Origin of the sequence: Roseateles oligotrophus (genome assembly GCF_014204525.1) — a bacterium.
GTDB lineage: Bacteria > Pseudomonadota > Gammaproteobacteria > Burkholderiales > Burkholderiaceae_C > Paucibacter_A > Paucibacter_A oligotrophus_A.
In genome coordinates this window covers 169,233-191,727 of record NZ_JACHLP010000004.1, presented here as the reverse complement: position 1 = coordinate 191,727, position 22,495 = coordinate 169,233, and the positions used below count along the sequence as shown (strand labels likewise).

At 66.2% G+C, this 22,495-nt stretch carries 20 protein-coding genes and 3 tRNA genes; 7 read left to right on the top strand and 16 right to left on the bottom strand.

Annotated elements, in window-relative coordinates; genetic code table 11:
- Positions 1 to 31: 31 nt before the first annotated feature.
- From HNP55_RS10995 to HNP55_RS10980, 4 genes are all read left to right on the top strand, one after another.
- Positions 32 to 1,159, top strand: a complete 1,128-nt coding sequence (locus tag HNP55_RS10995; RefSeq protein WP_184299175.1) for an AraC family transcriptional regulator — start codon at positions 32 to 34, stop codon at positions 1,157 to 1,159.
- 195 nt (positions 1,160 to 1,354) lie between these two features.
- On the top strand, positions 1,355 to 4,858 hold the full coding sequence (locus HNP55_RS10990; RefSeq protein ID WP_184299173.1) for an indolepyruvate ferredoxin oxidoreductase family protein: 3,504 nt from the start codon (positions 1,355 to 1,357) through the stop codon (positions 4,856 to 4,858).
- Positions 4,859 to 4,895: 37 nt separating this feature from the next.
- The gene (locus HNP55_RS10985) at positions 4,896 to 6,053 is read left to right on the top strand and encodes an L-lactate dehydrogenase (RefSeq protein WP_184299171.1); all 1,158 of its coding nucleotides are present in this window, start codon (positions 4,896 to 4,898) and stop codon (positions 6,051 to 6,053) included.
- Between the two features lie 37 nt (positions 6,054 to 6,090).
- Entirely contained in the window at positions 6,091 to 7,701 is a 1,611-nt protein-coding gene (locus HNP55_RS10980; protein WP_184299169.1) for an arylsulfatase, read from the top strand.
- Between the two features lie 117 nt (positions 7,702 to 7,818).
- Here the strand turns inward: HNP55_RS10980 and HNP55_RS10975 are convergent.
- From HNP55_RS10975 to tolB, 7 genes are all read right to left on the bottom strand, one after another.
- Positions 7,819 to 7,894: transfer RNA gene (locus tag HNP55_RS10975), tRNA-Lys, on the bottom strand.
- 50 nt (positions 7,895 to 7,944) lie between these two features.
- A tRNA-Lys gene (locus HNP55_RS10970) sits at positions 7,945 to 8,020 on the bottom strand.
- A 77-nt stretch (positions 8,021 to 8,097) separates the two neighbouring features.
- Positions 8,098 to 8,173, bottom strand: a tRNA-Lys gene (locus HNP55_RS10965).
- 53 nt (positions 8,174 to 8,226) lie between these two features.
- Entirely contained in the window at positions 8,227 to 9,054 is an 828-nt protein-coding gene (locus HNP55_RS10960; protein WP_184299167.1) for a ThiF family adenylyltransferase, read from the bottom strand.
- Between the two features lie 112 nt (positions 9,055 to 9,166).
- On the bottom strand, positions 9,167 to 9,964 hold the full coding sequence (gene ybgF, locus HNP55_RS10955) for a tol-pal system protein YbgF (RefSeq protein ID WP_184299165.1): 798 nt from the start codon (positions 9,962 to 9,964) through the stop codon (positions 9,167 to 9,169).
- Position 9,965: 1 nt separating this feature from the next.
- Positions 9,966 to 10,499, bottom strand: a complete 534-nt coding sequence (gene pal, locus HNP55_RS10950) for a peptidoglycan-associated lipoprotein Pal (RefSeq protein ID WP_184299163.1) — start codon at positions 10,497 to 10,499, stop codon at positions 9,966 to 9,968.
- Between the two features lie 89 nt (positions 10,500 to 10,588).
- Positions 10,589 to 11,887: a Tol-Pal system beta propeller repeat protein TolB gene (gene tolB / locus HNP55_RS10945; RefSeq protein ID WP_184299161.1), complete on the bottom strand. Its 1,299-nt coding sequence runs from the start codon at positions 11,885 to 11,887 to the stop codon at positions 10,589 to 10,591.
- Between the two features lie 458 nt (positions 11,888 to 12,345).
- On the opposite strand from tolB, the gene HNP55_RS10940 reads away from it, so the two are divergent.
- From HNP55_RS10940 to HNP55_RS10930, 3 genes are read left to right on the top strand one after another with little or no spacing between them, the layout of a single operon-like run.
- Positions 12,346 to 12,717: a response regulator transcription factor gene (locus tag HNP55_RS10940; protein WP_184299159.1), complete on the top strand. Its 372-nt coding sequence runs from the start codon at positions 12,346 to 12,348 to the stop codon at positions 12,715 to 12,717.
- Positions 12,714 to 13,361, top strand: coding sequence for a chemotaxis protein CheC (locus tag HNP55_RS10935; RefSeq protein WP_184299156.1), 648 nt, complete (start codon positions 12,714 to 12,716; stop codon positions 13,359 to 13,361). The genes HNP55_RS10940 and HNP55_RS10935 overlap by 4 nt, the downstream gene beginning before the upstream one ends.
- A 39-nt stretch (positions 13,362 to 13,400) precedes the next feature.
- Complete coding sequence (locus tag HNP55_RS10930; RefSeq protein ID WP_184299154.1) at positions 13,401 to 14,717, top strand: GGDEF domain-containing protein; 1,317 nt, start codon at positions 13,401 to 13,403, stop codon at positions 14,715 to 14,717.
- 1 nt (position 14,718) lies between these two features.
- On the opposite strand, the gene rng is transcribed toward HNP55_RS10930, so the two are convergent.
- The 9 genes from rng to HNP55_RS10885 form a co-directional block, all read right to left on the bottom strand.
- A complete protein-coding gene (gene rng, locus HNP55_RS10925; protein WP_184299152.1) occupies positions 14,719 to 16,206 on the bottom strand; it encodes a ribonuclease G in 1,488 nt (495 codons plus the stop codon).
- A gap of 69 nt (positions 16,207 to 16,275) precedes the next feature.
- A complete protein-coding gene (locus HNP55_RS10920) occupies positions 16,276 to 16,884 on the bottom strand; it encodes a Maf family protein (RefSeq protein WP_184299150.1) in 609 nt (202 codons plus the stop codon).
- Between the two features lie 76 nt (positions 16,885 to 16,960).
- Positions 16,961 to 17,428: a 23S rRNA (pseudouridine(1915)-N(3))-methyltransferase RlmH gene (gene rlmH / locus HNP55_RS10915; RefSeq protein ID WP_184299148.1), complete on the bottom strand. Its 468-nt coding sequence runs from the start codon at positions 17,426 to 17,428 to the stop codon at positions 16,961 to 16,963.
- A gap of 31 nt (positions 17,429 to 17,459) precedes the next feature.
- Positions 17,460 to 18,239 carry a ribosome silencing factor gene (gene rsfS / locus HNP55_RS10910; protein ID WP_184299146.1) on the bottom strand — a complete coding sequence of 260 codons (780 nt, stop codon included), beginning with the start codon at positions 18,237 to 18,239 and terminating at the stop codon, positions 17,460 to 17,462.
- Positions 18,240 to 18,246: 7 nt separating this feature from the next.
- The gene (gene nadD, locus HNP55_RS10905) at positions 18,247 to 18,879 is read right to left on the bottom strand and encodes a nicotinate-nucleotide adenylyltransferase (protein WP_184299144.1); all 633 of its coding nucleotides are present in this window, start codon (positions 18,877 to 18,879) and stop codon (positions 18,247 to 18,249) included.
- Positions 18,870 to 19,823: an oxygen-dependent coproporphyrinogen oxidase gene (gene hemF, locus HNP55_RS10900; RefSeq protein ID WP_184299143.1), complete on the bottom strand. Its 954-nt coding sequence runs from the start codon at positions 19,821 to 19,823 to the stop codon at positions 18,870 to 18,872. The genes nadD and hemF overlap by 10 nt, the downstream gene beginning before the upstream one ends.
- Positions 19,820 to 20,464, bottom strand: a complete 645-nt coding sequence (locus HNP55_RS10895) for a 1-acyl-sn-glycerol-3-phosphate acyltransferase (RefSeq protein ID WP_184299141.1) — start codon at positions 20,462 to 20,464, stop codon at positions 19,820 to 19,822. The genes hemF and HNP55_RS10895 overlap by 4 nt, the downstream gene beginning before the upstream one ends.
- Positions 20,461 to 21,741, bottom strand: coding sequence for a phosphoribosylamine--glycine ligase (gene purD, locus HNP55_RS10890; protein ID WP_184299139.1), 1,281 nt, complete (start codon positions 21,739 to 21,741; stop codon positions 20,461 to 20,463). Before purD ends, HNP55_RS10895 begins: the two co-directional genes overlap by 4 nt.
- Positions 21,738 to 22,463: a YebC/PmpR family DNA-binding transcriptional regulator gene (locus tag HNP55_RS10885; protein WP_184299137.1), complete on the bottom strand. Its 726-nt coding sequence runs from the start codon at positions 22,461 to 22,463 to the stop codon at positions 21,738 to 21,740. Before HNP55_RS10885 ends, purD begins: the two co-directional genes overlap by 4 nt.
- Positions 22,464 to 22,495 lie beyond the last annotated feature (32 nt).

Here is a 22,495-nt window from a genome sequence, read left to right as displayed (position 1 = left end):
CATCGAACTGGACACCTTGATTTGCCGCACGATGCCTGTACCTCTTGAATTCGCTCTCGCACCGCCGCTCTCGGAGCGGGATTCGGTGCGTCCGCCGCAGGCCAGCATGGCCGTCGATCTGCGCGAAAACCGGCATGCACCCACCAAGATCGCGGTGCTGCTGGAGGTACTGGCCGAGGCCGGCGTGCCCACCGCACCGGTGCTGGCGGCCGCCGGGCTGGACACGGCGGCAATCAGCGACGCGCAGACGCTGACCTCCTCCCTGCAATTCCTCGCGGCCGCACGCGCGGCCGTGCAGCTCTGCCCAAGCACCGACCTGGGCCTGCAGGTGGGATGCCGCATCCGGGCCTCCTGCTACGGCATGTATGGCTATGCCCTGCTGTGCGCCGAATCGCTGGAGCAGGCCTTCAACACCGCCGTGCGCTACCACCGCCTGTCCAACGGCATGATGGATGTGCACTGGATCGCTGCGGACGGCGTCGCCTCCTGGGTGTTCCCGAACCGGGAGGAGCTGTCCCTGCCCGGGCTGGATGGGCCGCTGTATCGCTTCCTGATCGACCTGCAGTTCGCCATCCACGCCACCGTGGTCAAGGATGTGATGGGGGCTTGGTGCGTGCCGGCGCGCATCCAAATGTCCGGGGCTGCGCCACCGCATGCCGCCGCCATTGCGGCCATGCTGGAGTGCCCGGTGGAATTCGGGCAGGCGCGCAATATGCTCAGCTACCCGGCCGCCTGGCTGGCCCGCGCACCCCAGCTGGCCAACCCCATCACGGCGGCCCAGGTGTCCAGCCAATGCGCCCGCCTGCTGGAGCAGTTCCGCTGGCAGGCCGGGCTGACGCGGCGCGTCTACCAGGAGCTGACGCGCACGCCCGGGCGCTTCCCCGAGGTCGAGCTGATCGCCGAGAACCTGTGCATGACCTCGCGCACCCTGCGCCGCCGGCTCGAAGCCGAGGGCACCTCCTACAGCGAGCTGCTCGCCAGCGTGCGCCAGGCCCTGGCCATCGACTACCTCAGCACCACCCAGCTCAGTGTGGAAGACGTGGCCACCACCGTGGGCTTCAGCGATGCGGTGGGCTTCCGCCACGCCTTCAAGCGCTGGACCGGCAAGACCCCCAACGAATACCGGCGCGAGCGCAGCGCCACGCGCGCCGCCGCCTGAACCCAGGCCTCCCGCGCGTGCTGGCGCGCCCGCTCACAACCACTGAATTGAACGTTACGAGTCGGCCCGGCTTCCGGCGTCCGCACGAATACCAAATTCGTCCGTCAACGACCTTGGCCGGCCCGCAGCCTGCGGCAACACTGACGCACCGATGCATCCGTATGCATCAGCACTGCGCCAGAGGAGACCGAAGCCATGACCGACTCAAGCACCCGCGCTGCGGACTCTTTACAAGACCGCTACAGCACCCCCGAAGGCTGGGTCTATCTCACGGGCATGCAAGCCCTGGTCCGCCTGCCGCTGCAACAACACGCGCGTGACGCCGCCGCCGGCCTCAACACCGGCGGCTATATCTCCGGCTACCGCGGCTCGCCCATGGGCCGCTACGACATGGAGCTATGGGGCGCCAAGAAGGAGCTGGGGGCCGCCAATGTGGTGTTCCGCCCGGGTTTGAACGAGGAACTGGCCGCCACCGCCATCTGGGGCTCGCAATATGTGGGCAGCTTCCCCGGCGCCAAGGTGGACGGCGTGTTCGGCATCTGGTACGGCAAGGGTCCGGGCGTGGACCGCTCGGCCGATGCGCTGCGCCACGCCAATCTGGCCGGCACCTCGCCCCATGGCGGCGTGGTCTGCCTGGCCGGTGACGACCATGGCGCCAAGAGCTCGACGGTGGCCAATTTCTCCGACCCGGTGTTCATCGCCGTCGGCATGCCGGTGCTCTACCCCTCCAACACCCAGGAGGTGCTGGACTACGGCCTGCACGGCATCGCCATGAGCCGCTACTCGGGCTGCTGGGTCGGCCTGAAGCTGGTCACCGACGTCGTCGAGGGCGGCGGCTCGGTCTATGTGGCGGCCGACTCGCCGCGCGTCACCCTGCCCGAGCGGCCCTCCTCGCCCAAGGACATGTTCGGCGAGGGCGTCAGCATCCGCGGCTTCGACATGCCGCTGGCCCAGGAAGACCGCCTCTACCACCACAAACTGGCCGCCGCCATGGCCTATGCGCGCGCCAACGCGCTGAACGAAATCACTGCCCCCGCGCCCGAGGCCAGGCTGGGCATCGTCTCGGCGGGAAAAAGCTGGCAGGACGTGTTGCAGGCGCTGGCCAATATGGGCATCCACGACGCGGCGGCGGCGGGCATACGCCTGCTCAAGCTGGGCATGATCTGGCCGCTGGACCCGGCCATCGTGCATGAGTTCGCCCAGGGCCTGAGCAGCATCGTCGTGGTCGAGGAAAAGCGCCCCCTGATCGAGGAGCAATTGCGCGCCGCCCTCTACGGTAGCGCCGGGGCGCCGCACATCATCGGCAAGCATGTCGGCGGCACCTTGTTCGACCCGGCGCGTGGCGCCATGGCATTCCCCAACGCGGCCGAAATCTCGCCGGGCCTGGTCGCCCAGGTGCTGGCCGGCGCCTTGCAGGCGGCGCTGCCCGGCTGCGCCCTCCACCCGGTGGCCGCCACCACGGCCAAGGGCCCGACCCCCGGCCTGCCCGGGCGCAACCCGGGCTTCTGCTCGGGCTGCCCGCACAGCCGCTCGACCCGCGTGCCCGAGGGCAGCCGCGCCCTGGCCGGCATCGGCTGCCACACCATGGCCATGCTGGTGAACCCCAGGACCACCAGCGCGCCCTCGCAGATGGGCGGCGAAGGCATGCACTGGCTGGGCCAGCAGCCCTTCACCACCGAGAAACATGTGTTCGCCAATCTCGGCGACGGCACCTTCTCGCACTCGGGCCACCTGGCCGTGCGCCAGGCCGTGGCGGCCGGCGTGCCCATCACCTACAAGCTGCTCTACAACGGCTTCAACTCCATGACCGGCGGCCAGCCCACCGAGAGCGGCCAGAGCCCCGCGATGATTCTGGCCAGCCTGGCCGGCGAGGGCATCAAGAAGATGGCCGTCGTCACCGATGAGCCGGAAAAGTACCAGGACGTGGGCCTGCCTTTCGGCGTGGCCGTACACCACCGCAGCCAGATGGACACAGTGATGCGCGAGATGCGCGAGTATCCCGGCGTCTCCCTCATCCTGTACGACCAACCCTGCGCCACCGAGAGGCGACGCCTGCGCAAGCGCGGCAAATGGGCCGACCCGGCCAAGCGCAGCTTCATCAACCCCGCCGTCTGCGAGGGCTGCGGCGACTGCGGCCAGGTCTCGGGCTGCATGTCCATCGAACCGCTGGAGACCGAACTGGGCCGCAAGCGGCGCATCAACCAGGCCAGCTGCAACAAGGACTACACCTGCACCGAGGGCTTCTGCCCCAGCTTCGTCACCGTGCACGGCGGCTCGCTGCGCAAGGCGGCCAAGGCCGGCGGCCAGGACGCACCGCAGTGGACCGCGCCCCTGCCCGAGCCCCAGGTGCCGGCCCTGAGCGGGCTGCACAGCGTGCTGGTGGGCGGCATCGGCGGCACCGGCGTGGTCACCATCGGCCAGACGCTGGCCGTGGCCGCCCATCTGGAGGGTGCTTACAGCTCCAATCTGGACATCACGGGCCTGTCGCAGAAATACGGGGCGGTGCTCTCGCATGTGCGCTTCGCCCCCGCGCCCGAGCTGCTGCACGCCACCCGCATCGCCACCGGCGAGGGCCACACCATGATTGGCTGCGACCTGATCGTGGCGGCCGGCGACGAGCCGCTGCGCATGATGAATCCGACCCAGGGCCAGGCCGTGGTATGTACGGACATGGTGCCCACCGCCGACTTCACCCGCAACCCCGACTGGCAGGTGGACGCCACCCAGCTAACCGATCGCATCAACGGCCTGCTCGGCGAGCGCGCCCTGCTGCTGGAGGGCCAGCGCCTGGCCACGGCCCTGCTGGGCGACCCCATCGCCGCCAATATGTTCATGCTGGGCGCGGCCTGGCAGCGCGGCCAGATTCCGCTCAAGCTGGCTTCCATCGACCGCGCCATCGAACTCAATGGCGTTGCCATCCCCATGAACAAGAGCGCCTTCCTGTGGGGGCGCCGCGCCGCCCATGACCTGGCCGCCGTGGAGCAATGGGTCAAGGCGCGCACGCCGGCCGTGGTGGTCTCCATCGTGCCGCGCATCCAGCACAGCCTGGAGGATTTGATGCGCCAGCGCACCGAGCATCTAAGCGCCCATACCGGCAGTGCCCTGGCCGAGCGCTACCGGGCCTTTGTCAGCAAGGTGCGCGCCGCCGAGGGCCGGCTGAAGGCGGGCGATCTGCTGTCCCGCACCGTCGCCCACAACTACCACCGGCTGCTGGCCGTCAAGGACGAGTGGGAGGTGGCGCGCCTGTACAGCCACCCCGATTTCAAGGCCGCGCTGGAGCGCGAGTTCGAGGGCGACTACACCTTGCACTTCCACCTGGGTGCCTGGCCCTTTGCCAAGACGGACCCGGCCACCGGCAAGATCCAGAAGGCCGAGTTAGGCCCCTGGATGCTCAAGGCCATGGGGCTGATGGCCAGGTTCAAGGGCTTGCGCGGCAGTTGGCTGGACCCCTTCCGCAACAACGAGGAGCGGCGCCTGGACCAGCAGCTGTTGGCGCAGTACGAGGCCGATATTGAAGCCCTGCTGCCCAGGCTGGATGCGACCAACCGCGCCATGGCGGTGAAGCTGGCGGCGCTGCCGGAAAGCATACGCGGCTACGGCCATGTGAAGGCGGCCCAGGCCGAGGCCGCTGCCACCCGCCGCCGTGCCCTGCTGTCCGAGCAGGCAAGCGCGCCCGCAGCAGTTTCGCAAGCCGCCTGAACCCGCACCGTCATCCCTCCAACCCAAGCAAGCCGCCATGAGCAAACCCCTGGTTCCAGCATCCTTTGAAGACTGGCGCACCATCGCCAAGGCTCGCGTACCCTCTTTTTTGTTCGGCTTTGTCGATGGCGGCAGCTTCGACGAGGACACCTTGCGCGAAAACGTGGCAGCCTGGCGCCGTGTGCGCCTGCGCCAGTACGTCTTGCGCGACGTGTCGGCCACCGACATCGGCACCCGCTTCTTCGGCCGGCCGGCCACCATGCCCTTGGCACTGGCGCCGGTGGGTCTGGGCGGCTCGCTGGGCCGGCGCGGCGAGGTGCAGGCGGCCCGCGCCGCCGCCGCCTTCGGTGTGCCCTTCACGCTGTGCACGCCGGCCATCTGTTCGATCGAAGAGGTGCGCGCGGCCACCAGCACGCCCTTCTGGTTCCAGCTTTACATGCTGCGCGACCGCGGCATCGTGCGGGAATTGCTGCAGCGGGCGCGGGCCGCGCAATGCTCGGCCCTGGTCTTCACCGTGGACCTGGCACGGGTGAGCATACGCCGCAGCGATATCCGCCACGGCATGACCAGCGCCCCCAGCACACGCACCGCCCTGGCGCGCGTGAAAGCGGTGCTGGCGCGGCCGAACTGGCTCTGGAACGTGGCCCTCAAGGGCGGGCCGCTGGTGTTCGGCAACCTCAAGGAATATGTGCCCAAGGCCACCCGGCTGGAGGACTTCAAGGCCTGGGTGGACGCCCAGTTCGACCCCAGCGTGAACTGGCAGGACATCGAGTGGCTGCGCACCCAGTGGGACGGCCCCATCATCCTCAAAGGCCTGCTGGAGGCCGAGGACGCGCGGCTGGCCGCCGACATCGGCGTGCAGGGCTTTGTGGTCTCCAACCACGGCGGGCGCCAGTTGGACGGCACCGCCCCCACCGCCGAGGCCCTGCCCCGCCTGGCCGGGGCGGTGGCCGGGCGCGGCCTGACCGTGCTGGTGGACGGCGGCATCCGCTGCGGCCACGACCTCATCAAGGCGCGCGCCCTGGGCGCCGACGGCGTGCTGGCGGGCCGACCCTGGGCCTATGCCATGGCCGCAGGCGGCGAGGCCGGCGTGCACCAATGGCTCACGCATATGGAAGCCGAATTGCGCAACACGCTGGGCCTGATGGGCCAGACCCGGCTGGCCGATGTCGGCCCCGACCAGTTGCTGCCCTGAAGAGACCCCCTCCCCCACCACAACAAGGAGACAGACCATGCCCGACCTTTACCGCCAGCCCCGCCTGTGGCGGCTGTTCCTCGCGCTCTGCGCCTTTGTGCTGACGCTGGCCAGCGGCAGCTCAAGGGCACAGACGCCGCCCAACATCCTCGTCATCATGAGCGACGATGTCGGTATCTGGAACCTCTCCGCCTACAGCCGCGGCGCCATGGGCTACCGCACGCCCAGCATCGATTCCATCGCACGCGAAGGCGCCATCTTCACCGACCACTATGCCCAGCCCTCCTGCACGGCCGGGCGGGCCGCCTTCATCACCGGCCAGATGCCCATACGTACGGGCCTGACCTCGGTGGGCATGGTCGGTGCCCGCCAGGGCCTGCAGAAGCAGGACGCCACCCTGGCCGAGGTGCTCAAGACGCGCGGCTACGCCACCGGCCAGTTCGGCAAAAACCATCTGGGCGACCGCAACGAGTTCCTGCCCACCCTGCATGGTTTCGACCAATTCATGGGCAACCTCTACCACCTCAACACCGAGGAAGAGCCCGAGGACGAGGACTACCCCAGCGACCCCGGCTTCAAGCAGCGCCACGGGCCGCGCGGCGTGCTCAAGTGCACGGCACGCGCCGATGACAACCCGGCCACGCCCGCCGACCCGCGCTTCGGCCCCTGGGGTGCGCAGGACTGCGTGGACACCGGCCCGCTGACGCGCAAGCGCATGGAAAACGTGGACCGCGAGTTCATCGACGCCAGCACCACCTTCATGGCCAAGGCCAAGGCCGCCGGCAAGCCCTTCTTCGCCTGGGTCAACACCACGCGCATGCATGTATTCACCCATGTGCCTAACGGTTATCTTCAGCGTTGCAAGAGCCTGACCAGCGCCACCGACATGCATTGCGCCGGCATGCTGCAACACGACGAAGACGTGGGCCATCTGCTCGCCAAGCTCAAGGAAATGGGGCTGGCCGACAACACCATCGTCATCTACACCGCCGACAACGGGCCGGAGCACAGCACCTTCCCGCATGGCGCCACCACGCCCTACCGCAGCGAGAAGATGAGCACCTGGGAAGGCGGCGTGCGTGTGCCCATGATGGCGCGCTGGCCCGGCCGCATCAAGCCCGGCACCGAGCTGAACGGCATCCAGTCGCATGAAGACCTGTTCACCAGCCTGTCCGCAGCCGCTGGCGTGCCCGACATCAAGGCCCGCCTGGCCCAGGGTGACAGCCTGGGTACGGCGGTCGAGAAGAAGAGCTATATCGACGGCGTCAACAATCTGCGTTACTGGGCCGGCGAAACACCCGACTCGGCACGCACGCGCTTCTTCTACTACGAGGAGTCCCAGCTGCGCGGCATCCGCATGAACCAGTGGAAGGTCTCCTTCGGTACGCGCGATGGCTACTACGGCAACACCAGCACGCACCCGATACCATTCGTGATGAATGTGCGCCAGGACCCGTTCGAGAGCTATACCCAGGCCCCCGGCCCGCGCGCCGAGACCACCCAGCACAAGACCTATCTGTTCAATATGATTCTGGAGAATCTGGGCGAGTTGGTCGGCACACTGCGCGCCTACCCGCCCCGCCAGAAGGCCGGCTCGCTAGACGTGAATCTGCTGATGCAGAACATGCTCAACAACCCGCCACGCTGACTTGGTTTGCGGTGAGCCGGCGTTGCAGGCCGGCTTGCCATCCGCACTTGGCCCGATACGGGCAAGAAAAAAGCACCTGACGCGCTAGCGAAAGGTGCTTTTTTCATTTCTTAATTTTGGTGGGCCCTGAGTGACTCGAACACTCGACCTACGGATTAAGAGTCCGCTGCTCTACCAACTGAGCTAAGAGCCCTGCATTCAAAAATACAGCCACCGCAGCAGCTGTATTTGTTTTCTTAATTTTGGTGGGCCCTGAGTGACTCGAACACTCGACCTACGGATTAAGAGTCCGCTGCTCTACCAACTGAGCTAAGAGCCCTACGCTTTAAAACCGCGCTGCAATCATTTGCAACGCAATTTGAAGTCTCGCATTATAGCAGATTTTCACGCTAATTCTGGTGGGTCGTGCGGGACTCGAACCTGCGACCTACGGATTAAAAGTCCGCTGCTCTACCAACTGAGCTAACGACCCGAACCGTGCGAAGCCTATGATTGTAATACAGCTTTTACTGACTCAGCAAGATATCAACGCAAATTTCCTAGAAGAATCTTTTTCACCAACTCCGCCGCGGCCGCCATGCCAAAGCTGGCGGTGACCATCACGCTGGAGCCATAGCCGTGGCAGTTCAGCGTGCCGTCCACATCGCAGGCCTCGCCCCCCTCGCCGGCGGCGGCCGGCAGATGCACCGCCTCGCGCGAGAAGACGCAGGACAAACCCAGCTTGCCCGAACGCGGTGCCCCATACTGCTTGCGCAGGCGCTGGCGCAGCGAGGCCGACAAGGGGTCATGCGTCACATCGGCCAGATCGGCCACGCTCAGCAGATGCGGCTCACGCTTGCCACCGGCGGCACCGACGGTGACAAAAGGCAGTTGCTGCGCACGCGCCCAGGCGGCCAGCACGGCCTTGGCACGCACTTGATCGCAGGCGTCGATCAGCCCATCCAGCGCCAGACCCGATTCGCCCAGCAAGCCGGGCCAGTTGTCCTCGGTCACAAACTCCTCGATCACACGCACCCGGCAATCCGGGTGGATGTCGCGGATGCGGGCGCGCAAGGCCTCGACCTTGGCCAGGCCCACGGTCGAGCCCAGGGCCTGCACCTGGCGGTTGATATTCGACTCGGCCACCTGATCCAGATCGATCAGGGTCAAGGCTGCCACGCCGGAGCGGGCCAGGGCCTCGACGGCCCAGGAGCCCACGCCGCCCAAGCCCACCACCGCCACATGCGCGCCGCGCAAGCGGGCATAGCTGGACTGGCCGTAGAGGCGGCGCAGGCCGCCGAATCGGCGCTCGGCATCGGCCTCGTCATCGGCCTTCAGCTCGGCAACGCGCGGGGATTCCTGTTGTTCTTGCATGGCTGGATTTTAGGGTGAGGGGCATGCCAATGAAAAAGGCCCTGCAAGCAGGGCCCGGTGCAACTCAAAAAGCAGAGGGTCAGGTCTTGCCTCCCCCCTGCTGCAGCGCGGCTCAGCGCAGCGAAGCCAGACGCTCCTTGCCGGCTTGCGCGGCATCGCTGCCGGGGTAGGCCTTGATCAGGTCTTCCAGGCTGCGGCGCGCGGCCTTGTTGTCCTTCAGCTCGAGCTGGCAGTTCGCCAGCGCCAGCAAGGCCTCGCCCGCCCGCGGGTGCGAGGGGTTGGCCGAGATAAAGGACTTGAAGGTAGCGATCGCATCCTTGTAGTCGCGCTTGCCGTACTGGGCATTGCCCAGCCAGAAGCGCACCGAATCCCCGTAGCCGCTGGCCGGGAAGCGCTTGTTGAAGCTGGCAAAGGCGGCGGCGGCCTCGGCGAAATCGCCGCGGCGCACCAAGCCCATGGCCGCATCGTACTGACGGCGCTCTTCCGGATCGACCTGGAACTCACGGCCATCCAGGCTGATCTTTTGCGGCTCCAGTGGCTTCAGGCGCGAATCCAGGGCCTGCGTCTGGTCACCCACCTTGCGCTGCGTCTCCGACAGCTCGCGGGCGAGCTGCTCGTTCTGACCACGCAGCTTGGCGATCTCGCTGCGCAAGACATCCAGCTGCGAGTTCAGGTCCAGCAGGCTGCGCCGCAAAGGGCCCAGCTGCTCCTGCACCTGTGTGTTCAGCTGCTCGGCGCGTTGGCGCTGCGCCTCTTCGCTTTGCTGGATGCGGCCACGCAGGTCGAGAATGGCTTTGCGCGCCTCCTCATCCTCGAACAGGCCGGCACGGGCCGGCAGGCTCAGCAGCGAGGCGCTGGCCAGCAGAGTCAGCAAGGAGACCCGGCCAAGTCCAGAACGCAAGCCGCTCATCTCACTTGTCCTTCAGCTCGACGCGGCGGTTCTTGGCCCACGCAGCTTCGTCGCTGCCGGCGGCGGCGGGACGCTCTTTGCCGAAGCTCACGGCCTCGACCTGCGCCGCGTTCACACCCAGCAGGGTCAGCGACTTGGCCACGGCCTCGGCGCGCTTCTGGCCCAGGGCCAGGTTGTACTCGCGGCCACCGCGCTCGTCGGTATGGCCTTCCAGGCTCAGCGCCAGCTTGCGGTCGTTGTTCAGGCGCTTGGCATGGGCGTCGATCAGGCCACGGTAGTCGTCCTTGACGGTGTAGCTGTCGAAGTCGAACAGCACCACGCGCTGATTGGCCACGGCGGCGGTCAGCTGGGCGCCCAGGTCCACGGTCGCGACCTTGGACTCGGCCACCGGCTGGACATTGGCGTTGTTATTGGTCGTGGCCGGTGCGACCGGGCGGGTTTCGACCGGTGCGGGCTCGTCCAGCTTGACGGCGGAGCCGCAGCCCGCCAGGGCAGCCGCAGCCAACAGGGTCAGTGCATAGCGTGTGATTTTCATTCTCGGTTCACTCCTCTAGGTTTCGCAATGGATTGCGCGGAAATCCGCCGCCCGCATTGTCGGAGCAACGGCAAAAGATAAAACTCGGATCAACGGTTGAAAGGCCCCCAGGTGGGCTCTCTGACATCGGCCAGACTGGAGATCAGCTTGGCCTTGATCTTGCCGTCCAGGGTACTGGTCATCAGCACATCACGACCGCCGACGCGGGTGGCGTAGACCAGCAGGCGGCCATTGGGCGAGAAGCTGGGGCTCTCGTCGTCGCTGGTATCGCTGATCTGCTGGACCGCGCCGCTGGCCAGGTCCATCACGCAGAGGCGGAAGGTGCCGCCATTCAAACGCGTGATGAAGGCCATGGTTCGGCCATCGGGGCTGATGGCCGGGCTGATGTTGTAGCCACCGTTGAACGTGACCCGCTCGGCCGCGCCGCCGGCCAGGGACATGCGGTAGATCTGCGGGCCGCCGCCACGGTCGCTGACGAAATAGATGGAGCGGCCGTCCGGCGAGAACACCGATTCGGTATCGATGGCCGAGCTCTGCGTCAGGCGGCGCAGCCCCCCGCCATCGCGGTTCATGATGAAGAGTTGCGAGCCGCCCTCGCGCGACAGCGTCAAGGCCACCTGCTGCCCATCGGGCGAGAAGCTGGGCGCGCTATTCGTGCCGCGGAAGTCGGCCAGCACGCGGCGGCGGCCGGTGGACAGGTCTTGAATCCAGACCACGGCCTTGCGCGTTTCGAAGGACACATAGGCCAGCTCGCGGCCATTGGGCGACCAGGCGGGCGAGATGATGGGGTCAGGACTTGCCAGGGCGACCTGGCCGCCCTCGCCATCCGCATCGGCAATGCGCAAGGTGTAGCGGCCGCCGGCCTTGGTCACATAAGCCATGCGAGTGGCGAACACGCCGCGCTCGCCGGTCAGCTTTTGGTAGATGGCATCGGCAATGCGGTGGGCCGCCAGGCGCACATCGTCGCTGGCCACGGCATGGGCCTCGCCGCCCAGGTCCTGGCCCTTGACCACGTCCCAGAGCTTGTAGCGCAGGTCGATGCGGCCATCGGCCAGACGGGTGGCCGAGCCGGCCGCCAAGGCGTCGGCATTGCGGGCACGCCAGTCGTTCCAGGCCGGTGAGCTGCCCTCGAACATGGGGACGGGTGCGTCGACGATGCGGAACTGGCCGCTGCGCTCCAGGTCGGCGCGGATGATGGCCGCCACGGCCTGGCCGCTGCGCGCCTCGTCGCGGAAGTCGGGCAGGGCAATCGGGATCTGGCTGCCACCCACGCCCGAAATCTCAACCCGGAACTGGGCCCAGCTGGGCATGGCCAGCGCGCCCAGCGCCAGGGCCGTCGACTGCGCCAGGCCGCCCAAGGCGGCTCGACGCGAGAGGGAAACATTCATGGTACTTACGGACCCTTGGCGGGCGACGGGGTTCTGCTCAGGCATGCGGCTCGCAATCATTGCATTCGGTTTGCACTGGGTTCGCACAGATTTGCTACGCGGGCTTGCAGCGCAGCGGCTTCCGACTGGCCGGTATTTTGCCCCAGGCCGGCATCAGGCTGGTCTGGCAGGGGCTAGGCAATCAAAGCCCGCGCTCGGACAGCGCACATTGCTGCGCATTATCGACCCTGAACACCCAACAGGCCGCCCCGACAGGGAGCACAGGCGTTGGAGATTTGTCGCCGCTTTGTGACCAGGCGTAAACCAAGGCCGCGAGTCGGCAAGGCCTACAACTCCTTTTTCCTGCTCATTATTGTGCAGACAAGGCCCAAGTCTTACCGCAGAATTGATCAGAGTCCAAAAAGCTACCTGCCCTTTTTGACGGTGTCGTCCGGGGCTATTTTTTGAGGCGGAATGAAATGTCCAATCCCTTGAAGATTCTGGTGGTCGACGACAGCAAAGTGTCGCGTGCGCTCATCATCGCCCTGATCATGACGCGCCAGCCCCATGCCGTCGTGATCGAAGCCGGCGACGGCCAGGCCGCCGTCGAAACCGCCAGGCAGGAGCCGCCCGACCTCGCCATTCTGGACATCAATATGCCGGTGATGAGCGGGCTGGAAGCGGCCGAGCAGATCCGCCGGCTCGCCCCGCAGACCCGCCTGGCCCTGCTCACCGCCAACGCCCAGGACGCGATGCGCCAGAAGGCCCAGGCCTTGAACGTGCCCTTGTTCAAAAAGCCGGCCAAGGGCGAAGTGATCGATCAAATCCTGGCTCTGCTGGAGGCGCCGTGAGGACGCAGCTCAGCGAGCTGGAGCGCGACGCGCTGGCCGAGGCTTTCAACCTCGCCCTCGGTGAAGCGGCGGCCTCCTTTGCCGACATCGTCAATGAAGAGATTCATGTCACGGTGCCCGAGGTCGAGATCCTGACCCGCAAGGAGCTGGTGCAACGCCTGGTCGACCTGCCCTCGGCGCAGGACAACCCGACGCTGTGCAGCATCTCGCAGACCTTTCACAGCGCCGACGCCCATCTGGCCACCGAGACCCTGCTGCTCTTCCCCGAGCGTGGCGGCCTGGACATCGTGCGCCGCATGCTGGGCGACACCGACACGCCGCTGGAGCATGTCAGCGAGCTGGAGCAGGACGCGCTGGGCGAGATCGGCAACATCATCATGAACAGCTGCATGAGCAGCCTGGCCCATATCTTCAGCACCGAGATGGTGGGCACCTTGCCCGGCGTCGAACGGGTGACGCCGCAAGACCTGTTCCGCCACCACGGGCAAAGCGATGTGGTGCTGGTCGCGCGCATCGGCATGTCGCTGAGCAGCCAGAACGTGGCGGGCTATGTGCTCTTCCTGATGGACCTGCCCTCGCTGGCCCATGTGATCAAGCTGATCCAACGCTTCTTTGACCTCCCTGAAGACGAGGAAAGCCCCTGAACCCAGGGCCCGCGCCCTGAGTCAGCGGCAAGGACAACGATGCACCATGCTTTAGAAGCCCTTGAACTCGGCATCATCGTGCTCGATGCCACGGGGCGCATCGAACTCTGCAATCGCTGGGTCTGCGAGAGAGCACGGCTGAGCGCGGCCGTCGTCGGCCTGGATCTGGCCGAGGCTTTTGGCACGGCCATCGATCCGCGCCTGCTGCAGGCCAGCGTCGAAGCGCTGGCGCGGGGCCGCTCCAGCCGGCTCTCGCACGCCTTCCACCCCATGCCCCTGCCCTTGTTCCCGCTGCGCGGCCCGGACTCGGAGCGGATTCACCAGGCGGTGGACGTGCTGGCCATCAGCCGTGGCGAGAACCGGCAATGCCTGCTGCAGATCCGCGATATGTCGGAGACGCTGCGGCGCGAAAGCATGCTCAAACAGCAGTCGCTGCAACTGGCCGAGGAGCTGGCCCGCCTGCGCCAGACCCAGGACGAATTGGCCCGCCAAAGCCTGCGCTTCAAGGAGATGGCCCGCCTGGCCCCGGTAGGCCTGTTTGAAACCGATATGCAAGGCCGGCTGACCTATTGCAATGACCGTGGACTTGAGATGTTAGGCCTGAACGGCCCGCAGGACCTGGGCCACTGCTGGACCCGTGCACTCTCGGCCGCCGCGGCCGAGACCTTGCAGCAGCGCTGGATTGCAGCCACCAAAGCCGTCACCCGCCTGGCGGAGGAGTTCCCTATCGCTCATTCAGGCCAGGCGGAACGCTGGTTGCGACTGGAGGCCGGCCCCATCCGCGACTCGTCCCAGACGGCCGTCGGTTTTATCTGTACGCTGATGGATGTGACCGATCTGCAGCAACGCGCCCAGCACCATGAATACCGCGCCAATCACGATCCGCTGACCGGCCTGCCCAACCGCGCCCGCTTTGAGCAGCGCCTGTATGCAGCCCTGGCCGGCGCCCGGCGCCTGGACGCGCATCTGGCCGTGGTTTACCTCGATCTGGACGGCTTCAAGCTGATCAACGACCAGCACGGCCATGCCGCCGGAGACGTGATCCTGCAGACCGTCGCCAGCCGCTTGCGCAAGCATTTACGCGGCGAAGATATGGTGGCCCGCCTGGGCGGCGACGAATTCGCCCTGCTCTTGCTGGAAGCACCGGAGGAGCAGGGCCTCACCCAGTTGCTGGACAAGCTGTCCAAGGCCATCCACATGCCCATCAGTCTGCCAACGGCGGAGGCCAATGTGCGGGTGCATGTGGGCTGCTCCCTGGGCCGGGCCCTGTTCCCCGCACATGGCCGGACGCTGGAAGAGCTGCTGGCGCACGCCGACCGGGCCATGTACGAGCAGAAAAGCGCCCGCAAGCGCTAAGTCAGAGCAGCACGATGTCGTAATGCTCCGTCTGGTTGGAGGGTTCGGCCGTCAGCGAAATCGGCTTGCCGATGAAGTCCGACAGGCCCGCCAGATGCTGGCTTTCCTCGTCCAGCAGCATCTCCACCACATTGGCGGCGGCCACGACGCGGAACTCCTTGGGCGAGAACTGGCGCGCCTCGCGCAGGATCTCGCGCATGATGTCGTAGCAGATGGTGCGCGCCGTCTTGACCTGGCCACGGCCCTCGCAAGTCGGGCAGGGCTCGCACAGCATGCGCGAGAGCGACTCGCGCGTGCGCTTGCGCGTCATCTCCACCAGGCCCAGCTGGGTAAAGCCGCCCAGCGTGACCTTGGTGCGGTCCTTGGCCAGCTGCTTGCGGAACTCGCTCAAGACCGCGCTCTTGTGCTCCTCGCGCGTCATATCGATGAAGTCCACGATGATGATGCCGCCCAGATTGCGCAGGCGCAGCTGGCGGCTGATGGTGCCGGCCGCTTCCAGATTGGTCTTGAAAATCGTGTCGTCGAAATTGCGGGCGCCCACAAAGCCGCCGGTATTGACGTCGATGGTGGTCATGGCCTCGGTCTGGTCGAAGATCAGATAGCCGCCCGACTTCAGATCGACCCGGCGCGCCATCGCGCGGCCGATCTCGGCATCGATATTGTTCAGATCAAAAATGGGCCGCTCGCCGCGGTAATGCTCCAGCTTGGCGGTGGCTGCCGGCATAAAGGTCTCGCCAAAAGCATGCAGCACATCGAATTGCATCTTGGAGTCGATGCGGATGGAGCCGGTGCGCTCGTTGGCCAGATCGCGCAAGACCCGCTCCACCAGACTCAGGTCCTGATGCAGCAAGGTGGTCGGGGGCGAGTTGAGGGCCTTCTCGCGGATGCGGCCCCAGGCCTTGCGCAGATAGGCAATGTCGGAGGCCAGCTCTTCATCGCTCGCGTCCTCGGCATTGGTGCGCAGGATGAAGCCGCCGCCACCGCCCTCCTCCGCCTTGCCGACCAAGGCCTGCATGCGGGCACGCAAGGCTTCGCGCGCCTCGGGCGAGCCTATCTTCTGCGAAATGCCGATGTGCTCGTCCTGCGGCAAAAACACCAGCATGCGCCCGGCAATGCTGATCTGCGAAGACAGGCGCGCACCCTTGCTGCCTATCGGGTCCTTGATCACCTGCACGGTCAGGGACTGGCCCTCGAACAGCAGACGCTCGATGGGCGTGGCCACGCCGGCCTCGGCATGGTGGCTGCGGGCCTGCGGCGCGGCGCCATTGAGATGCAGATCGGCCACATGCAGAAAAGCCGCCCGCTCCAGGCCGATGTCGATGAAGGCCGACTGCATGCCGGGCAGCACCCGGGCGACCTTGCCCGAATACACATTGCCCACCAGACCGCGCTCCAGCGTGCGCTCCACATGCAGCTCCTGCACCGCGCCGTTTTCGACCACGGCCACGCGCGTTTCCTGGGGCGTCCAGTTGATCAGAATATCTTCCATGGGGATCTCAAACCTCGAATGCTGTCGCCTGGCCGGCCAGCCGGACAGGCGACAAGACTCGCCCTTGCCTCAGAAACGCAGACCGATCTTGCGCAGCAATTGGGCGGTCTCGAACAAGGGCAGGCCCATGATGCCTGAATAGCTGCCCTCGATGCGAGAAATCCAGGCCGCGGCCTGACTTTGTATCGCATAAGAGCCCGCCTTGCCGAAGGGCTCGCCGCTGGCCACATAGCGGCGCAACTGCTCGGCATCCACGGCCGCGAAGTCCACACTCGAGACATTCAGCGCCGCTTCGCTTTGCCCGTCCGGCGTGGCGACGACCACGGCGGTGATGACGCGGTGGCTTCGGCCGGCCAGGCGGCTGAGGGTCTGGAAGGCGTCCTCGGCATCCAGCGGTTTGCCCAGGATCAGTCGCCCCAAGGCCACCGTGGTGTCCGAACACAGCACCGGCGCCGGACTCAGGCCGCGCGCCTTCAAGCGGCTCAGCGCCGCGCCCAGCTTGGCCTGGGTGACGCGGGCCACATAGTGCTCGGGCAGCTCATCGGCCCACACGGCTTCCAGGCCTTCCGCGTCTTCTTCGGGGCCGGGCAGCAGCAGCTCATGGCGCACGCCCAGTTGCTCCAGCAGTTGGCGGCGGCGCGGGCTTTGCGAAGCGAGATAGAGAAAGTCAAAGCTCATGATGGCCCTGAGAAATCAGCTGAGGAGGCGAATGAAAAAGGCCGGGCTGGTGCAGCCGCGGCCTGGTTTTTCGAGATCACTCGCGGTGATAAGGGTGGCCCGTCATCACCGTCCAGGCCCGGTAAAGGCCTTCGGCCAGCAGCACCCGGGCAAAAGCATGGGGCAGGGTCAGGTCGGAGAGCCGCAAGGTCTCATCGGCCGTGGCCTTGAGCGCGGGGCTCAAACCATCGGGGCCGCCGATGATCAGGGCCACATCGCGGCCATCGCCCATCCACAGCTTCATGCGCTCGGCTAACTGCATGCTGGTACGGCGCTCGCCGCGCTCGTCCAGGATGACGCGGCGCACGCCCTTAGGGCATGCCGCCTCGATGCGCTGGGCTTCGGCCGCCATCAATTGCTCGGCCGTCTTGCTGCCGCGGGTCTCGGCCTTGACGGCCTTCAGCTCCAGCCGCATCTCGGGCGGAAAGCGCTTGGCGAAATCCTCGTAAGCACTGTCTGCCCAAGCCGGCTGCCGCTGGCCCACGGCGACTAAAAACAAACGCATGCGAAGCGCTTCCGGTCTTCAGCCGCGGGCTTCAAGCGCGCGTGCTGCTCTTCTTGGCGGCCGGCTTCTTGGCCGCCACGGTCTTGCTGGCGACCTTCTTGGCGGCTGGCTTTGCGGCCGGCTTGGCAGCGGCCTTCACCGCGGGCTTGGCCGCCACCTTCTTGGCCGCGACCTTTTTGGCGGCCGGCTTGGGCGCGCCGACCTTGATGGTCTTGCTGGCCGGGGTCTTCACGCCGACGGTGCGGGTGACGCCCTTCTTGGCCACGACCTTCTTGGCGGCGGTTTTAGCGGCCGGCTTGGCTTCGGTCTTGGCAGCCGCCTTCTTGGCCGCGGGCTTCTTGGCCAGGGTGACGGGGCCCAGCAGCGCTTCTTCCTTGGCGCTGGTCTTGGCGGCGGTCTTCTTGGCCGCGGCCTTCTTCTTGGCCGGCGCTTCCTCGTCCGAGGCCTTGACCAGCTTGGCCTCGGCGTCGGCCATCTTCATATTGACCGGCTTGCCGCCCCAGATTTCTTCCAGGTGGTAATAGTCGCGGATGGCCGGCTGCATCACATGCACGACGGCGGCGCCGCAGTCCACGATGATCCATTCACCATTCTCTTCACCCTCGCAGCGCAGCACCTCCATATCGCGCTCCTTGACCGTCACGCGGACGCTGGAAGCCAGCGCCTTGGTCTGACGGTTGCTGGTGCCCGAGGCGATGATCACGCGCTCAAACAGAGGCGAGAGATGCTCGGTATTGAAGACCACGATGTTCTGGGCCTTCACATCTTCCAGACCATCGACGATGGCGCGTTGCAACTTACGAATGTCCATTCAGGTTCTACTCACTGTAAAGACGGTGCTGGGCAATATACCCCGCGACCGCATCGCCCACCAAGGGGCGGATATCTTGGGCGCGAGCTACCATCTCGCGCACCTGGGTTGATGAAATGTGCAGCGCAGGCATGGCCAGACGCTGCGTGCCAAGAGCTTGTTGCTGCAAAAAATCCTGTACTTCGGCCGAGGCCTGGATCTCTTGATCGGCCCGCGCCGCCACCGCCACCGTCACCAGGCGCAGCAGCTCGCGCCAGTCGCGCCAGGTGTGCAGGCGCTCGTACTGGTCCTGGCCTATGAGCAGGAATAACTGCTCACCCGGATGGGCGGCCAGGCGGGCCCGCACGGTGTCTATGGTGTAGCTGGCGCCGTCACGCTCCAGCTCGCTATCGTCCACCGCGAAACGCGGCTCGCCCTGCACCATCAACTCCACCATGGCACGTCGATGCTCGGGCGAGGCCAAGCCTCGGCCGCCTTTCTGAGCCAGCTTCTGCCAGGGCCGCCCGGCGGGCAGCCACAGCAAACGGTCCAGCTGCAGCTGCTGCAAAGCGCATTGCGCCAGGCTCAGATGGGCCAGATGAACCGGATCAAAACTGCCGCCGAACAAGCCTGTTCTTGTCGGCTTGGGGCTCACAGCCATAGATGGGTGGCCGGCTCGTGGGCCCAGTCGCGCGGGCGCAGAAAGTCGCTGTACAGCTTGGCTTCCTGCGTGCCGGCCTCGGGCTCCCATTGATAGCGCCATTTGACGATGGGCGGCATGGACATCAGGATGGACTCGGTGCGCCCACCCGACTGCAGGCCGAACAAGGTGCCACGGTCGAAGACCAGATTGAACTCGACGTAACGGCCGCGGCGATAGGCCTGGAAGTCACGCTCGCGCTCGGTATAGGCCAGGCCCTGGCGGCGCTCCACGATGGGCAGATAGGCCGGCACGAAGGCGTCGCCCACATCGCGCAGCATGGCAAAGGCGGCGTCGAAGCCGCCGGCCTCCTCGGGCAGCGAGAAGTCGTCGAAAAAGATGCCGCCGATGCCGCGCGGCTCGTTGCGATGCTTGAGGAAGAAGTACTCGTCGCACCAGGTCTTGAAGCGGGGGTAGAGCGCCTCGCCATGCGGCTTCAAGGCGGACTCGCAGACGCGGTGGAAATGCTGGGCATCCCGCTCAAATCCGTAAAAAGGCGTCAAATCCATGCCGCCGCCAAACCAGACCACCGGCTCGGCACCGGCCGGCAGGGCCGCAAACATGCGCACATTCATATGCACGGTGGGCACAAAGGGATTGTGCGGATGGATCACCAGGGACACGCCCATGGCCTCGAAGGGCGCCCCCGCCAGCTCGGGCCGGTGCTGGGTGGCCGAGGGGGGCAAGACCCGACCCCGCACATGCGAGAAATTGACCCCGCCGCGCTCGAACACCGAGCCGCCTTCGATCAAGCGGCTCAGGCCATCGCCCTCCAGGCGGCCGCCGGGTTCACGCGTCCAGCCGTCGCTGAGGAATTCATTGCCGTCGGCCTGCTGCAAGGCGGCCACGATGCGGGACTGCAGATCCAGCAGGTACTCGCGCACCCGCAAGGTGTTGATCGTCATGATTTCATCCTTATCGGACTGGCCAGTGCCGGCTTGTAGCCATGCGCAGCGCTGAAGGTTTCGGCCATCACGGCCAGATCGGCCTGCGGGTCGCCGCCCAACAGCAGGAACTGGCGCAGACACACCGTCTTGCTGCGGTAATCCAGATAGGCAAGGCCGGCCGGCACCCGCGCCTGCAAGGCCACCTGGTAGGCGCCGGAGCGCCAGCCCGAAGCCAGGGCGCGCGTCCCTTCCGGCGCCATGGCCAGCCAGAACATCTCGCCGCGCGCTTGCGCGGCCTGCATATCGCGCACGGTATCGCGCACCAGGCCTTGCGGGCTGTCGCGCTTGACCGCGACACCGCCAAGCCAGCGCACCCAGGCGCCAAACAAGGGCAGGCGAAACAAGCTGTCCTTGGCCCAGAAGCGCAGCTGCAACCCCAGCGCCCATTTGGCCAGGATGCCGACGACAAAATCCCAGTTCGAGGTATGAGGGTAGACCAGGATCACCCCTTGCCTGCCCGGCAGACCGTCAAAGTCCAGCCGCCATCCGGCCCAGCGCAGCAGGCGCTGCGCCCAGACACTGCCCTGCGGATGCAGGCATTGCTGGCTTTCGCGGGCCGCGAACAAGCGCGGCATCGGCGGGCAAGGGCTTAGGCTCAACGCTTCACCGCGCGGTGGCCGATGTCCTGGCGGTACTGCTTGCCATCGAACTGGATCTTGACCACGGTGTCGTAGGCCAGTTGCTGGGCCGTGCGCACCGACTCACCCAGGGCGGTGACGCAGAGCACGCGGCCGCCCGAGGTCTGCAGAGCGGCCTCGGTCTTGCTCGTGCCGGCGTGGAAGACCATCACGTCTTCCGCGTCGACCGGCAGACCGCTGATGGCATCACCCTTGCGGGGCTGAAGCGGGTAGCCTTCGGCCGCCAGCACCACGCCCAGGGCGACGCGGCGGTCCCATTGCAGTTCGACCTGGTCCAGCGTGCCATCGGTGGCATGCAGCAAGACATCCAGCAGATCGCTCTTCAGGCGCATCATGATGGGCTGGGTCTCGGGGTCGCCCATGCGGGTGTTGAACTCCACCGTGCGCGGCTGGCCCTGGGCATCGATCATCAGGCCGGCGTACAGAAAGCCGGTGAAGGGGATGCCGTCGCGCGCCATGCCCTGGATGGTGGGCATGATGATCTCGTGCATTGCTTTGGCATGCACATTGGGCGTCACCACCGGGGCGGGCGAATAAGCCCCCATGCCGCCGGTGTTCGGGCCTTCGTCGCCATCCTTCAGGCGCTTGTGATCCTGGCTGGTGGCCAGCGAGACGACATTCTTGCCGTCGCACAGCACGATGAAGCTGGCTTCCTCGCCCTGCAGGAATTGCTCGATGACGACGCGCGCGCCACCGGCGTTGTGCACCACACCTAATTTGTTATCCGCCAGGATCCAGTCGATGGCCTCATGCGCCTCGGCCAACGTCATGGCCACGACCACGCCCTTGCCTGCCGCCAGGCCGTCGGCCTTGATGACGATGGGCGCGCCCTGCTTGTCCACATAGGCATGGGCCGCGGCGGCGTCATCAAAAGTCTCGTAGTCCGCCGTCGGAATGCCGTGGCGCTTCATGAAGTCCTTGGCGAAGGCCTTGCTGGACTCCAGCTGCGCGGCGGCCTTGCTCGGCCCGAAGATGCGCAGGCCGCGGGCGCGGAACTCGTCCACCACGCCGGCCGCCAGATAGGCCTCGGGGCCAACGACGGTCAGGGCGATCTTGTTCTCGACCGCGTAGTCGGCCAGCTCTTTGACGTCGGTGATGGGGACGTTCTTCAGACGCGGATCACGCGCCGTGCCGCCATTGCCCGGCGCCACCAGCACCTGACTCACCCGCGCGGCTTGCGCCAGCTTCCATGCCAGCGCGTGTTCGCGCCCGCCATTGCCCAGAACCAGAACCTTCATTCGTTAATGCTCGCATTGTGGAAAACGTCTTGCACGTCGTCCAGATCTTCCAGCACGTCGAGCAGCTTTTGCATGCGCGCCGCGTCCTCACCCGTCAGCTCGATGGTGTTCTCGGCCCGCATGGTCACCTCGGCCACATCTGCCTTGAAACCGGCGGCCTCCAGCGCTTCCTTGACCGCCTCGAACCCGGTCGGCGGCGTCAGCACCTCGATGGCGCCATCGTCATCGCTGATCACATCGTCGGCGCCTGCTTCCAGGGCTATTTCCATGATCTTGTCTTCATCGCTGCCGGGGGCAAACACCAGCTGGCCGCAATGCTTGAACTGGAAGGACACCGAACCATCGGTGCCCATATTGCCGCCGTACTTGCTGAAGGCGTGGCGCACCTCGGCCACCGTGCGGACCTTGTTGTCCGTCATGGTGTCGATCATGATGGCCGCGCCACCAATGCCATAGCCCTCGTAGCGAATCTCTTCGTAGCTGATGCCGTCCAGATTGCCGCTGGCCTTGTCGATGTTGTACTTGATGCGGTCGGCCGGCATATTGGCGGCCTTGGCTTTTTCGACCGCCAGGCGCAGGCGGGGGTTGTCCTTGACGTCGGGGCCGCCCTGGCGGGCTGCGACCGTGATTTCACGGATGATGCGGGTCCAGATCTTGCCGCGCTTCTCGTCCTGCCGGCCCTTGCGATGCTGAATATTGGCCCATTTGGAATGACCCGCCATATGGCTGCTGCTCCTGCTATTGCCGGCCACCC

Bases quoted from the DNA above. Each gene is read 5' to 3' on its own strand.
- HNP55_RS10995 (WP_184299175.1), top strand. From the start codon at position 32: ATGCCTGTACCTCTTGAATTCGCTCTCGCACCGCCGCTCTCGGAGCGG.
- HNP55_RS10990 (WP_184299173.1), top strand. From the start codon at position 1,355: ATGACCGACTCAAGCACCCGCGCTGCGGACTCTTTACAAGACCGCTAC.
- HNP55_RS10985 (WP_184299171.1), top strand. From the start codon at position 4,896: ATGAGCAAACCCCTGGTTCCAGCATCCTTTGAAGACTGGCGCACCATC.
- HNP55_RS10980 (WP_184299169.1), top strand. From the start codon at position 6,091: ATGCCCGACCTTTACCGCCAGCCCCGCCTGTGGCGGCTGTTCCTCGCG.
- HNP55_RS10960 (WP_184299167.1), bottom strand. From the start codon at position 9,054: ATGCAAGAACAACAGGAATCCCCGCGCGTTGCCGAGCTGAAGGCCGAT.
- ybgF (WP_184299165.1), bottom strand. From the start codon at position 9,964: ATGAGCGGCTTGCGTTCTGGACTTGGCCGGGTCTCCTTGCTGACTCTG.
- pal (WP_184299163.1), bottom strand. From the start codon at position 10,499: ATGAAAATCACACGCTATGCACTGACCCTGTTGGCTGCGGCTGCCCTG.
- tolB (WP_184299161.1), bottom strand. From the start codon at position 11,887: ATGAATGTTTCCCTCTCGCGTCGAGCCGCCTTGGGCGGCCTGGCGCAG.
- HNP55_RS10940 (WP_184299159.1), top strand. From the start codon at position 12,346: ATGTCCAATCCCTTGAAGATTCTGGTGGTCGACGACAGCAAAGTGTCG.
- HNP55_RS10930 (WP_184299154.1), top strand. From the start codon at position 13,401: ATGCACCATGCTTTAGAAGCCCTTGAACTCGGCATCATCGTGCTCGAT.
- rng (WP_184299152.1), bottom strand. From the start codon at position 16,206: ATGGAAGATATTCTGATCAACTGGACGCCCCAGGAAACGCGCGTGGCC.
- HNP55_RS10920 (WP_184299150.1), bottom strand. From the start codon at position 16,884: ATGAGCTTTGACTTTCTCTATCTCGCTTCGCAAAGCCCGCGCCGCCGC.
- rlmH (WP_184299148.1), bottom strand. From the start codon at position 17,428: ATGCGTTTGTTTTTAGTCGCCGTGGGCCAGCGGCAGCCGGCTTGGGCA.
- rsfS (WP_184299146.1), bottom strand. From the start codon at position 18,239: ATGGACATTCGTAAGTTGCAACGCGCCATCGTCGATGGTCTGGAAGAT.
- nadD (WP_184299144.1), bottom strand. From the start codon at position 18,879: ATGGCTGTGAGCCCCAAGCCGACAAGAACAGGCTTGTTCGGCGGCAGT.
- hemF (WP_184299143.1), bottom strand. From the start codon at position 19,823: ATGACGATCAACACCTTGCGGGTGCGCGAGTACCTGCTGGATCTGCAG.
- purD (WP_184299139.1), bottom strand. From the start codon at position 21,741: ATGAAGGTTCTGGTTCTGGGCAATGGCGGGCGCGAACACGCGCTGGCA.
- HNP55_RS10885 (WP_184299137.1), bottom strand. From the start codon at position 22,463: ATGGCGGGTCATTCCAAATGGGCCAATATTCAGCATCGCAAGGGCCGG.